This is a genomic window from Roseivirga echinicomitans, from assembly GCF_001592935.1.
Classification (GTDB): Bacteria; Bacteroidota; Bacteroidia; order Cytophagales; family Cyclobacteriaceae; genus Roseivirga; species Roseivirga echinicomitans.
Genome location: NZ_LRDB01000005.1, coordinates 1 through 13,274, shown reverse-complemented (window position 1 = coordinate 13,274; position 13,274 = coordinate 1). Strand labels below are relative to the sequence as shown.

General features: G+C 40.6%; 12 protein-coding genes. 8 read left to right on the top strand and 4 right to left on the bottom strand.

From position 1 onward, the window contains the following. The first annotated feature begins 184 nt into the window (after positions 1–184). The 3 genes from AWN68_RS07070 to AWN68_RS07060 all read left to right on the top strand — a co-directional run bounded on the left by AWN68_RS07070 (position 185) and on the right by AWN68_RS07060 (position 3,428). Positions 185–1,636 (top strand): Gfo/Idh/MocA family protein, encoded by a 1,452-nt coding sequence (locus tag AWN68_RS07070; RefSeq protein WP_068413305.1) that lies wholly within the window; start codon positions 185–187, stop codon positions 1,634–1,636. 95 nt (positions 1,637–1,731) lie between these two features. Then, positions 1,732–2,433: an HAD family hydrolase gene (locus AWN68_RS07065; RefSeq protein ID WP_068413302.1), complete on the top strand. Its 702-nt coding sequence runs from the start codon at positions 1,732–1,734 to the stop codon at positions 2,431–2,433. A 92-nt stretch (positions 2,434–2,525) separates the two neighbouring features. Further along, positions 2,526–3,428, top strand: coding sequence for a DMT family transporter (locus tag AWN68_RS07060; RefSeq protein WP_068413299.1), 903 nt, complete (start codon positions 2,526–2,528; stop codon positions 3,426–3,428). Between the two features lie 15 nt (positions 3,429–3,443). On the opposite strand, the gene AWN68_RS07055 is transcribed toward AWN68_RS07060, so the two are convergent. Next, entirely contained in the window at positions 3,444–3,821 is a 378-nt protein-coding gene (locus AWN68_RS07055; protein ID WP_068413296.1) for a RidA family protein, read from the bottom strand. A gap of 16 nt (positions 3,822–3,837) precedes the next feature. After that, positions 3,838–4,449 carry a trimeric intracellular cation channel family protein gene (locus AWN68_RS07050; protein ID WP_068413293.1) on the bottom strand — a complete coding sequence of 204 codons (612 nt, stop codon included), beginning with the start codon at positions 4,447–4,449 and terminating at the stop codon, positions 3,838–3,840. Between the two features lie 128 nt (positions 4,450–4,577). Between AWN68_RS07050 and AWN68_RS07045 the strand changes: the two genes are divergently transcribed. After that, on the top strand, positions 4,578–5,159 hold the full coding sequence (locus tag AWN68_RS07045; protein ID WP_068413290.1) for a uracil-DNA glycosylase family protein: 582 nt from the start codon (positions 4,578–4,580) through the stop codon (positions 5,157–5,159). A 125-nt stretch (positions 5,160–5,284) separates the two neighbouring features. Then, positions 5,285–6,229 (top strand): 3-oxoacyl-ACP synthase III family protein, encoded by a 945-nt coding sequence (locus AWN68_RS07040; protein WP_068413287.1) that lies wholly within the window; start codon positions 5,285–5,287, stop codon positions 6,227–6,229. Between the two features lie 45 nt (positions 6,230–6,274). Here AWN68_RS07040 and AWN68_RS07035 read toward each other — a convergent pair whose 3' ends face one another. After that, entirely contained in the window at positions 6,275–7,804 is a 1,530-nt protein-coding gene (locus AWN68_RS07035) for a peptide MFS transporter (RefSeq protein WP_068413285.1), read from the bottom strand. A gap of 222 nt (positions 7,805–8,026) precedes the next feature. Here AWN68_RS07035 and pckA point away from each other — a divergent pair, with 222 nt between their 5' ends. Continuing rightward, the gene (gene pckA, locus AWN68_RS07030) at positions 8,027–9,640 is read left to right on the top strand and encodes a phosphoenolpyruvate carboxykinase (ATP) (RefSeq protein ID WP_068413282.1); all 1,614 of its coding nucleotides are present in this window, start codon (positions 8,027–8,029) and stop codon (positions 9,638–9,640) included. A 119-nt stretch (positions 9,641–9,759) separates the two neighbouring features. On the opposite strand, the gene AWN68_RS07025 is transcribed toward pckA, so the two are convergent. Further along, positions 9,760–10,377, bottom strand: coding sequence for a hypothetical protein (locus AWN68_RS07025; protein WP_068413279.1), 618 nt, complete (start codon positions 10,375–10,377; stop codon positions 9,760–9,762). A 270-nt stretch (positions 10,378–10,647) separates the two neighbouring features. Here AWN68_RS07025 and AWN68_RS07020 point away from each other — a divergent pair, with 270 nt between their 5' ends. Next, positions 10,648–11,106 carry a (2Fe-2S)-binding protein gene (locus tag AWN68_RS07020; RefSeq protein WP_068413276.1) on the top strand — a complete coding sequence of 153 codons (459 nt, stop codon included), beginning with the start codon at positions 10,648–10,650 and terminating at the stop codon, positions 11,104–11,106. Between the two features lie 18 nt (positions 11,107–11,124). After that, positions 11,125–13,245, top strand: coding sequence for a xanthine dehydrogenase family protein molybdopterin-binding subunit (locus AWN68_RS07015; protein ID WP_068413273.1), 2,121 nt, complete (start codon positions 11,125–11,127; stop codon positions 13,243–13,245). The last annotated feature ends 29 nt before the right edge of the window (positions 13,246–13,274 follow it).

Sequence of the window (13,274 nt, the reverse complement as noted above, 5' to 3'; positions counted from 1 at the left end):
TTAGTAATTCTTGATAGATTGAGTTTTGGAGTCGCTTTTATTATTTTAATGATTCAAAACACCTCCTGATCTGAAACTCAAAATTAACCTCATTAAGACATTGTTTCAAAATGATCTAGTCAATTTGAAATCGATTTCATAAATTCAAGGGATTCAAATTTACTTTTTAGATATAAACCAGATTATGTCAACCAACGAAGAGAATAAGACCCCATCAAGCTCAACTACCCGTAGAAATTTTATAAAAACTTTAGGTTTTGCTGGAGCAGCATTTACCATCGTTCCACGTCACGTGCTGGGTAACGGCTTTGTAGCCCCCTCCGACACACTATACATTGCTGGAATTGGAGCTGGAGGAAAAGGAACTAGTGATTTGGCTTCTTTTGCTACGAGTCCGAATGTAAAAATTGCCTACCTCTGCGATGTAGACGAAAGAAGTACTAAGGAGTCTGTAAAGAATTTCCCTGACGCTCCAATGTACAAAGACTACCGCAAGATGCTGGAAGAAAACAAAGACAGCATCGATGCTGTATCTGTCTCTACCCCAGACCACATGCATGCAGTGCAAGCCATGGCGGCTATGGAATTAGGTAAACATGTTTATGTTCAAAAACCCCTTACCCATGATATCGCAGAAGCTAGACAGTTGACGGAAGCAGCTCGAAAGTATCAGGTAGTTACCCAAATGGGAAATCAAGGAGCTTCGGGAGATGGGGTTCGGAAAATGAAAGAATATTATGATGCCGGATTAATTGGCGAAGTCCATACTGTACAATGCTGGACAAACCGAGCCATTTGGCCTATGGCGCTAGAAACCCCTACCAGAAAAGATAACATTCCGAAAGAATTAGATTGGGATTTATGGCTAGGTACTGCAGAAAAACGTGACTACAATGATGCATACTTGCCTTTTGACTGGAGAGGCTGGTCAGATTTTGGAACTGGTGCATTAGGAGATATGGCTTGCCACATTATGGATCCTGTCTATAGAATTCTACCCATCCTATATCCAGATCAGGTAGAATGCAGTGCAGCTGACGCTTTCAAGGCTAATTTTGAAACAGTCGATTACCCAAAGAGCTTCCCTACTGCGAGTAAAATTCATTTAAACTACCCAAGAACAGATGGCAAGGGAAATATAAAAGTTGCTTGGATGGATGGAGGCATAATGCCTGAAAGACCGGAGGAACTCGGTGACAATGAAGCATTTGGAAATTGGGATGGTGGAGTACTCTTTATAGGCACCAAAGGAAAGCTTTTAGCCGACTGCTATGGCGCTAACCCGAGATTACTTCCTTTATCATTAAATGAGCAGGTATCGGTAAAAGAAAGTATTGCTAGAGTTCCAGAAGGACACTATTTACAGTGGGTAAATGCCTGTATAGCGGGGTACGGAAAGGCTGAAACAAGTTCTTCCTTTGACTACGCTGGACCGTTTACAGAAAGTCTTCTCATAGGAAACCTTGCCTTAAAAGCATATTTTGAAGTAGATCCAAACGCAAAAAATCAAGGTTTCTGGGGTGGCACAAAATACCATGGTAGAAAGAGATTGCATTGGGATGCCAAAAACATGAGGGTCACTAACTTTGACGAAGCGAATCAGTACGTAAAACGAAATTATAGAACAGGCTGGTAAAACGAAATACCCAAATTAAAACTTGTCTCTATTGATTTGCATGTAGCTTTTCAATAGAGGCATTTTTCATTTCTACCTGAATTTGAATACAAATTATGAATCACATTAAAACCATCGCCTTTGATGCGGATGATACACTTTGGGTAAACGAACCAATTTTCACCAAGACCAGACTTCAGTTTGAAACTATCCTTTCTAAGTATTTTGAAACTGACGACAGTTTGGAGCGACAACTTTACGAAGTCGAGCTAAGAAATCTTAAGCTTTTCGGTTATGGAATAAAGGGTTTTATGCTCTCAATGATCGAGTCAGCCATTGAGCTAACGCAGCATAAAATAACAGGTACCGACATACAAAGTGTAATCAATTTGGGTAAAGAAATGCTAACCCACCCTGTTCAAGTCTTACCGGGGATTCAAGAGAATCTAGAGTGGCTCAAAGACAATTATCAGCTCATCGTAATTACCAAAGGTGACTTATGGGATCAAGAAACTAAGATCGCAAGATCAGGCTTGGCTGATTACTTTGAACACATTGAGATTGTAAGTGAAAAAAATGCACCCACTTACCAAAGCATTTTGGACCGTTATCAAATTAATGCCTCTGACTTCCTTATGATTGGAAATTCGCTGAAATCGGATATTCTTCCCATTTGCGAAATTGGTGGAAATGCCATTCACATTCCATTTCATGATACTTGGGTGCATGAAAAAATTGATAAACACACCATTGGCAATTACTCGTTTTATGAACTCGACAGCATTGCTGATTTAAAAGCTTATTTGAACAAAAAATAAGCGAGCTCCTTCCTCTCACCCACTTGAAAAAAAACTAATCATCCAGCAATTGAAAATTGAACCGTCTCGCTAAATTCGGGCTTTCAAATTTCATGAAGGAATCGAATAACTTTTTGCTCTTCGCCATACCAGCACTTATCTGGGGCTCTACTTGGTATGTCATCACTTTTCAACTTGGTAGTGTTGACCCAATAATGTCGGTAAGTTATCGATTTGCCTTGGCTGGCTTGCTGTTTTTGGGGTATTGCAAAATCAGGTCGAAGAACCTTTCCTTCTCATGGCAGATTCATTTAAGAATTGCTTTGCAAGGTGTACTTCTTCATGGTTTCAATTATTGGTTGGTATATCAGTCTGAGCAATACCTGACAAGCGGGCTAGTAGCGGTTGCTTTTACATTGATTATTTTCTTCAATATGGTTTTCGGTTCCATATTCTTAAAACAACCCATTATACCTAAAGTATTTATTGGCGCATTATTCGGGGTGCTTGGCACCATGGTTATTTTTAAACGTGAACTGATGGCATTCACTGCAGCGGACGAATCATTTACTGGTTTAATCCTCTGTATTGCTTCAGTAATGATCGCCAGTCTTGGCAATGTAACTTCAGGCTATAACTCAAAGTTGAAAATTCCTGTAATGCAATCCACAGCTTTCGCCATGTTGTATGGCGCCATAGCCATGCTTATTGTTGCAGTAACGCTCGGCAGGCCATTTACCATCGACTGGTCTGCACCCTATGTTTTATCACTCCTTTATCTAGTGGTTTTTGGTTCGATAATCGCATTCAATATGTACCTCACGCTGATCAGCAAAATCGGTGCAGGAAGAGCTGCCTATACCATAGTAGTGGTACCCGTTGTAGCGGTTATTATCTCCACGATTTTTGAAGACTTTATATTCACTGAATACACTATTATAGGAATGCTAATGCTTATTGTAGGTAATGCCTTCGCTTTGTACAAGAAAAAGCAACCTAAACTGACGACAGCCTAACAGTAACAGAAGGATCTATTTGATTTCGGCTATACACTCAATCTCTACGAGTGCATTTAAAGGAAGCCCTGCTACGGCAACGGTGGTTCTTGCAGGTGTATGACCTTCAAAGAAGTCGCCATACACAGCATTCATTGTTTCGAAGTACTGCATATCACTGAGGTAAACATTGCACTTCACAACATCCTTCACTCCTAGCCCCTCAGAGACTAAAACAGCTTTAAGGTTTGCCAATACTTGTCTAGTTTGCCCTTCAATAGTAGTCGACTCCACTTTATTGGTCGAGGGATCAATGCCGGTTTGCCCTGAGCAGAAAAGCAAATTTCCAGTTCGAATTGCGGAGCAATAGGGTCCTAAAGCTTTAGGTGCGTTTGGTGAATGAATAAGCTTCATGGTAAGTTTTGTTAAACTATTTAATTGCCGGAAGTGACCACTTATTCCTTACAGAAATAATTCTTAATCCAATAATATAGCAAACAGTCAGAATGATTTTAACATCAACATTAACATTGAAATAACCCAAAATCAAAAACAGAATACCGCCAGTTAAGCAGGCTGTTGCATAAATTTCTTCTCTAAAGATCAAAGGTACTTCATTGGCCAACGTATCACGTAACACTCCACCAAAAACAGCAGAGACTGTCCCCATCATTACCGCAATTACGGGGGTTAAACCAAAGGAAAGCGTTTTTTCAATTCCTAGAATAGTAAACAAGCCAATCCCGATGGAGTCAAACAGGAACATTGTTTTCCTTAATTTTTCCAAATAATGTTTGAACAAATAACCCAGTCCAATCCCCAAAGCAATCATTAGCAAATAGTTCTGATCTACCATCCACCCTACCGGCTGACTACCAATGAGTAAATCACGCAAGGTTCCACCTCCAACTGCCGTGATAAAGGCAATTACAGAAGCTCCAAAAGGGTCCATTTGCTTTTTAGAAGCTGCCAACCAACCACTAATTGCAAACACAAGGGTTCCACCTAAATCAATAAAGTAAACTAGTTCTTGGGTACTCATTCAATTAAACTTTGGGCGAAGATAATCGAATGCCATTAATTCAGCTTAGTAATCCAATTGTCATTTCAAATACAGTCTCTCCACCTCTTCTATTTCTCTATAGCATTTTTGTTTTAAATTGAAACCCTATGTCAAGCTTTGAAGACTTACTGCAGCAAATTAAAGCATGTACTGTATGTGCCAAACATTTACCACTTGGGCCACGACCTGTAGTCTCCATTGGACCAAACTCGAAAATATTGGTGATTGGCCAAGCACCAGGCACCAAAGTACATGACTCTGGTATTCCGTGGGACGATGCATCTGGCAAGAACCTTAGAAAATGGTTAGGTGTAACCAATGAAAAATTTTATAACACAGACCTGTTCGGCATTGTACCCATGGGTTTTTGCTATCCTGGCAAAGGTAAATCTGGCGATTTGCCGCCACGACCAGAATGTGCTCCATTATGGCATAGTCAAATTTTCGATCACCTTAAAGAAGTTAAACTGACACTTTTAATTGGTCAATATGCGCAAGGCTATTATTTGGGGAAAAAGAAGAAAAAGACACTCACAGAAACGGTTCAGAACTACGAAGCCTACTTACCTGAATTCTTCCCGCTAGTTCATCCTTCTCCTAGAAACGGGATTTGGATAAGAAAAAACCCATGGTTTGAAGAAGAAATTATCCCGAACCTTCAGAGGAAGGTGCAGGAGATTTTAACCTAAGCCCTGCTAGACCCGTTCAAATTTCAATAACCCTAATTACCATTCATTTTAAGAGATTCCCGAAATATGTACTAGTTTCGAAACTGAAACTCAAATATTAAAACAACCACCCGTAACAGGATTTCATGTACATTAATTTAGCATCCCATTATATTCCCTCGAATGTAATCCCCAATAGTTATTTCCTTGATAAAAATGGCATGGACGATGAAAGCATCATTCGTAAATCAGGAATCAAAAATCGCAGAAGAACTTCAGCAAATGAGAATGTAAACACAATGGCCATTTCGGCCATTGAAAATGGACTGGATAAGTTACCTTATGATATAACCGAAGTGGACCTGATTATAGGTGCTACCTACTCTCCTTATGATACGGTGGGTACGCTTGCCCATGTGGTTCAACAAAAGTATAATATCAATGGAGCGGTAGTGTTTTCCGTTTCTTCTGCCTGCAGCTCTTTTCTAAATGCAGTTGAGATTGCAGAAGGTTATTTCTCTATGGGTAAAGCTAAAAAAGCATTAATTGTAACCTCAGAACACAATTGGGCCTATTTAAATGAGTCAGACCCAGTCTCAGCTCACCTTTGGGGCGATGGAGCTTCTGCCGTATTTCTTTCAAAAGAAAGAGTTACCAAAAAAGACCATGAAGTTATTGGCGTAAATACCGAAGGCCACGCCACAATTGGTCGTGGGCCAAATGGCGTATGTTTAAAACCTTTTGATGGCGGCATTTCAATGCCCGATGGGAAGGACGTTTTCTACAATGCCATTAAATTCATGTCTGAAAAAACAATGGCAATCCTCAGACATGGGGGCTGTTCATTAGAGCAACTAGACTTCCTGATCCCGCATCAAGCCAACATGAGAATCATTAACAACGTGGCAGAAACCTTAAACTTCCCTATTGAAAAAGTAGTGATCAATATGGTAGAGTTTGGCAATACGGGTTCTGCAAGTTCTTCTATTGGTTATTCACAAATATTTGAGTCAATGCAAAAAGATCAATTGGCAGTAATCACCGTATTCGGTGGTGGCTATTCCAGTGGAGCTATGCTGGTAAGGGCATAAAAAAAGCCGCTCTAGAGCGGCTTTCAATTTCATTACAAAATATACTTAGTGTACATCCTGCATCCACCTTTTCAAGATTGGGCCGAGCAGGAACACAATGATGGCTGCACCAAATGCATACTTAGCAATTAGCTCAAATCCACCCATGTATATCCCTAGCGAATCAAAACCACCAACATTGGCATCGGCACTTTCAACAGCCAGTTGTTTGCCAATAAAACCAACAATTTGGAAGGCGTAAGCTGAAGAAAGGAACCAAACCCCCATCATAAAGGCTACAATTCTTTGTGGTGATAAGTCTGTAATTTTAGACAATCCAACAGGAGACATGAATAGCTCTCCAACTGAAATCAAGAAGTACATTACCATCAAGTAAAAGAAAGGCACCATACCTTCAGAATCTGCTGCATTTCCACTCAATGAAAGCACAAAGAAACTAACAGCCGCTAAGGATAAACCCAGCGCAAATTTATACGGAGTTCTCGGATTCAATTTCTTCTTAGCCAAGAAGCCCCAAAGTAATGATATTGGAATGGAGAGAATGATAATCCACATTGAGTTTAACGCATTGGTTTGCGCTGCATCGACCAACCAAAGGTTTACATTTCTACTCGCAAAAAGCGTAATCACAGATCCTGAGAGTTCATGGAAGCCCCAGAAAATACTCATAAAGACAGTGATCAATAAGGCCACTGCTAATTTCTTTCTTTCAGAAGCCGTTGCTTGATACATGATCACCGCCATATAGATTAGGATGGCTACACCCAACAACTTAAAAATAAGGGTAACCACGTTCTGATCTCCTAGAAAAGTAGCTCCACCACCAATAGCTCCATAAGAAGCCAACATTATTGCGATAACAGGTACAGCTAAGAGAGATAAGATCGGTACAAAAGTCTTCTTTTTGATCCCTAAAACCCTTGTCTCTAACCTCTCTTCACTTGGTGGCAATCCTTTGTCTAAGAATACTCCTTTCTTAATACCACTCCAGAAAACGATAAGACCTGCCAACATACCAATACCAGCAAGGCCAAAACCATAGTGCCAACCATATTCACGCCCTAACCAACCACACAAGAGTGGAGCAGCAAAACCGCCAATATTAATTCCCATATAGAAAATGGTGAATCCTGAATCTTTACGAGTATCGCCATCCTTATAGAGCGACCCAACAAAAGTTGAGATGTTTGGCTTAAAGAAACCATTGCCCACAACAATCAAAGCAAGTGCTAAATAAAAGGTATATTCGTTTTCAACAGCAAGAACAAAATGCCCTAGTGACATTAGAATACCACCAAGAATAATTGATTTCCTGAAGCCTAATAGCGTATCAGAAACTCTTCCTCCTACTACAGTGGAAGCATAGACCAAAGACCCATAAGAAGCATATACTGCGGCTGAGGCCAAATCTCGTGAGGTAAGGGCTTCAAAAATTTCGTTGACCATATATAGGGTCAACAATGCCCTCATTCCATAAAAGCTAAACCTTTCCCAAAGTTCAGCGAAAAAAAGATAGAACAGACCTTTGGGATGCCCCATCATCTGTGGACCTTCAATAGTTCCTTTATCCAGCATAGATTCCGATTTTGTTTAGTTCAATACCGATAAAACTACTACGGTAAAAGGGTATTTACAAATGTGTTTATATTAATGACCGCCAAACAGAGTTTTTCAACCACTTGTAAGAGTGTTTTTATTATTACTGCGTGGAATTCTAATCAAAACTTTTTTTCCTTATTTTTGCACCCCTAAATAGAATGCAATCGTTTGCAAAACAGAGTATTAAAAACTAAGAAAATGCAAGAAAACGGGCTTAAATCCAACGAAGCGAGTGTGAAAGAATTGGGCATCAAAGATGCCATAGTACATTGGAACCTATCGGCAGATGAACTGGCGAAAATTTCTGTGGAAAAAGGAATGGCGCAAGAAACCAGTACTGGTGCCATAAACGTGAACACAGGTGAATTCACCGGTCGTTCACCGAAAGACAGGTTTATTGTTAGAGATGAAATCACCGAAGATTCGGTATGGTGGGGAAACATTAACATTCCTTTTGAGCCAGCGAAGTTCGATGCACTTTATGACAGAGTAACGGAGTACCTTTCTGGAAAAGAAATTTATGCACGCGATTCTTATGTTTGTGCAGATCCAAAATACAGAACTAATGTAAGAGTTGTAACCGAGCTTCCTTGGTCTAATTTATTTACATTTAACATGTTTTTACGTCCTACTTTAGAAGAGTTCAAAAACTTTACTCCAGAGTGGACAGTAGTTTGTGCTCCAGGTTTTATGGCCGTTCCTGATAGAGACGGAACGAGACAGCACAACTTTGCAATACTCAATTTCAAAAGAAAAATCGCTTTAATTGGTGGAACTGGTTATACTGGTGAAATGAAAAAAGGCATTTTCTCTGCCTTGAACTTCATTCTTCCTCACCAAAAAGACACCCTAGCCATGCATTGCTCTGCTAACGTAGGTGAAGATGGTGATACTGCAATTTTCTTTGGGCTTTCAGGAACAGGTAAAACTACCCTTTCTGCCGACCCAAACAGAAAGCTTATTGGTGATGATGAGCACGGTTGGACCAGCGAAAATACTGTTTTCAACTTTGAAGGCGGTTGTTATGCCAAAGTAATTGACCTTTCTGAAGAAAAAGAACCAGACATTTGGAATGCAATTAAGCCAGGTGCTCTATTAGAGAATATTACTTTCAAAGAAGGTACCAACGAGCCTGATTACACTAGCGGTAAAATCACTGAAAACACAAGAGTTTCTTACCCTATTTACCATATCAATAACATTCAGGAATCTTCTGTTGGTGCTAATCCAAAGAATATTTTCTTCCTTACTTGTGATGCTTCAGGTGTTTTACCTCCAATCTCCAAGTTGACTCCTGGTCAAGCAATGTTCCACTTTATTTCTGGCTATACTGCAAAAGTGGCTGGTACTGAAGCAGGTATTACTGAGCCAGTTTCGGCTTTCTCTGCTTGTTTCGGAGCTCCATTTATGCCTTTGCACCCAACTAAGTATGCTGAAATGCTTGGTCAAAAAATGGAAGCTGCTGGCGTAAACGTTTGGTTGGTGAACACAGGTTGGTCTGGTGGTGCTTATGGTACCGGTAGCCGAATGAAACTGAAGTTTACAAGAGCGATGATTACTGCAGCACTTGAAGGCAAACTTGAGAATGTAGCATATACAACTCACAATGTTTTCGGTTTGGCCATGCCAAATGAGTGTCCTAACGTACCTACTGAAATATTGAGTCCTAAAAACACTTGGGCAGATAAAGCAGCTTACGATGTGGAAGCAAACAAATTGGCAGTTAAATTCAATGAGAATTTCGCGAAATTCAAAGAATACGCTAGCGATGAAATCCTAGCCGGTGCCCCTAAAGTGAGCGCACAAGCTTAACCGAGTTATAGAAACTACTAAAACAGAAAGGCTGTCTCGTATGAGACAGCCTTTCTTATTTTTAAACGAGAGTTTTCTTGAGGTATATAAAAATTGACAGTGATGGTTCTTCTGTCGAATTATCTGTTCAATTCTAATTTGTTCAAGGCAGTCTGGAGTTCACGTTTTATCTTAATCTGATTCTCCTTTGCCTCAAATTGATGTGCTCTAAAGTCTTCACTCACTTGTGTAAAGGAAGCCTTAATGCGTTTGGCTGATTGAACCACCTTTTTCATACGAGCAAACATGACTATTATTACTACCACTAAAAGGACAACAATCGACCATACAATAATACTATAGGCCGCCTTACTTAAGAGAATGCCAAAGAATGACATATTATCATTCAGCTTTTCACTGGCTTCCAATTCTGATCTCACCGATTCTAACTCTGATTTTAAAGCGCTGGTTTCAAGTTCAATCTTATTCTTCTCAGCCTTTAGGCTTTCTATACTATTGGTATAACTGGTCAAACTATCCCCTAACACATTTCTGTACTCGCTTAAGCTAGTGATCCTGATGATTTTCTTATCCAAATACGTTTCTGAAGACTGAATCAATTCCGCCCATTGACTTCTCAAATCATTTTTAGGTACCTCTACTTGTTCTTGTCCCTGCTCTTGTCCTATAGATTGAGGTGAAGTGGTTATTATTAGTGCAACCACTAGCACTAACATGGTTAAAATTCTGTGTTTCATTATTTTGTAATTATTGGTGGAAACGCTCTAAAAATGTAACGGCACAAATCGGATAATCGCATTTGTGAGTCACATATTTCGGAACATTTAATTTCGTTACAAAACTAACCCCTATTCTGTATAAAAAGTCATTATCAATAGTAAGTACAATGAAAAAGTGGAATCGAATCAATTTCCATAAACCAGAAGCTAACCTTCACCAATTTTAACTATGATTTTGAACTCATAAATCATATATTCATCAATTCAAAACACTCAAATTCATCCGTTATGGCTACTTACCAACTTACAATTAATGGCAAGCAACAATCCGTTGAGGCTGATGCAGACACCCCAATGCTATGGGTTTTGCGAGACCACCTAGACCTTAAGGGTACTAAGTTCGGCTGTGGAATTGCTCAATGTGGCGCCTGCACTATCCATATGGATGGCAATGCCGTTCGTTCATGCTCAATTCCAGTTTCTGCCGTTTCAAACGCAAAAATTACCACCATTGAAGGCCTTTCCGAAAAAGCTGACCACGTGTTACAAAAAGCTTGGGTAGAACACGATGTTCCTCAGTGTGGCTATTGCCAAGCAGGTCAAATTATGAATGCAGCCGCTTTGCTTCAACGCAACAACTCTCCGTCTATGGATGAAATTGAAACGGCTATGAACGGAAACCTTTGCCGTTGTGGTACATACAATAAAATTAAAGCCGCTATTTCTACAGCAGCCACCAATCTATAACCTCCAAACCAAGAAAAAATGACAGTTATAAAAACAAAAGTAGACAGGAGATCATTCCTAAAAACTTCTGCTCTTGCTGGAGGAGGATTAATGATCGGTTTCAATTGGGCTTGTTCGCCTTCGGCAGAAGTGAAAGATCCGGCCTCGGCTTGGTTCGATATCAATGCTTATCTGACCATTGCCGACAACGGTGAAATTACCATCATGTCACCAAATCCAGAAATCGGCCAGAATGTGAAGACATCGATGCCAATGCTTGTGGCCGAAGAGCTAGATGTGGACTGGAAAGATGTAATCGTAAAACAAGCTCCGCTTGACAATGCATTTCCTCGTCAGGTAGCGGGTGGAAGTCAGTCGATTAGAAGCAGCTGGAAAAGCATGCGAATGGCCGGAGCCACAGCCCGAAGATTGATGATCGAAACTGCCGCCAAAGAATGGGCAGTTGACGCCAATAGCCTTACCACCAAAGGTGGTTACGTGCTAAACGGAAGAAAAAAATTGAGTTATGGCGAATTGGCCTCAAAAGCTGTGGGCATAGAAATCCCTGAAGAGGTTACTTTAAAAGACCCTAAAGACTTCACCATCATTGGTAAGAGTCAAAAGAATGTTGATTTGAATGAAATCATTACTGGCAAGCCAGTATTCGGGATTGACTACAAGCAAGCGGGAATGCAGTATGCGGTTGTACTTAGGCCTCCAGCCTTTGGTGCCAAACTAAAATCCTTCGATGACACAGAAGCCAGAAAAGTAAGTGGTGTTAATGATGTAATTCAGTTCGGAGATAAGGTGGCTGTATTGGCCAACAATACTTGGGCGGCCATGAAAGGCAAAAAAGCCTTAGTTGCCGATTGGGACATGAGTGGACAGCTTGAAGATACGCCTTATCATGACAATGAAATGAACAAGCTATTGAACAAAAGGTCAGAAAGACCAAGTCGTAGCGATGGTGATGCCTTAAAAGCAATAGCTTCGGCAGACAGGGTGTTTGAGAAAACATATGAGGCTCCTTTCTTGCCACATAACACTATGGAACCGATGAATTTCTTTGCCGATGCGACAGGCGACAAAGTAAAATTGGTAGGGCCAATTCAAACACCAGCAGGAACGCGTGGGCAAATTGCTCGACTACTGGAAAAGAGTCCTGATGATATCACCCTAGAAATGACTCGGATGGGTGGTGGTTTTGGACGAAGACTTTACGGTGATTTTGCTTTAGAAGCTGCTGAAATTTCTCAGAAAGCCAACAAAGCCGTTCAAGTGATTTTCTCGAGAGAAGATGACATGACCGCTGGCACATACCGACCTGCATCTAAATATAAATTCAGAGCTGCCATTAAAGACGGAAAGCTTACGGGCTATCATTTGTCTGGCGCGGGAATGGGACGTAACAACTGGGTGCGTCCAGATTGGTTTCCAGCAGGCGGCATTGAAAACTACTTAATCGAATCAAGTTATGTAGACAGTAACATTACCACAGGCGCCTGGAGAGCTCCGATCACCAATTTCTTGGCCGTAGCAGAACAGTGTTTCTTTGACGAACTAGCTGCCGAAATGGGACAAGATGCGGTTCAGCTTAGACTAGACATTCTTGAACGAGCGAAAAACAACCCTGTTGGGGAAATTGATTACGAACCAGCTAAAATGATTGGAGTAATCAAACTCGCTGCGGAAAAAGGAAATTGGGGCAAAGCCGAAAGCGGTGTGAGCAAAGGCTTTAGTGCCTATTATTCACACAATACCTATGTAGCTGAAGTAGCAGATGTGATTATGAAGGATGGGAATCCGATCGTGAAAAATGTAACTGTTGCTGTCGATTGCGGAATCGTAGTCAATCCTGATGCTGCGATTAACCAAATCCAAGGAGGTGTAGTAGACGGAATGGGGCATGCACTTTATGGTGATTTCTCTTTCATCAATGGAACACCGCAAGCTTCCAACTTCAATAATTATCGCTTGATAAGAACCAAAGAAGCACCAACCGTAGACGTTCATTTTGTAGAAAGCTTAAATGACCCTACAGGTTTAGGAGAACCATCGCTACCACCAGCAGGAGGAGCATTGGCCAACGCCATGGCTAAAGCTACTGGAAATAGGCTTTACAAAATTCCTTTTGTAAAAGATCAAATGGTTTTTGGATAGAAATTAGAAACAGAAAAATAAAAGCCCAA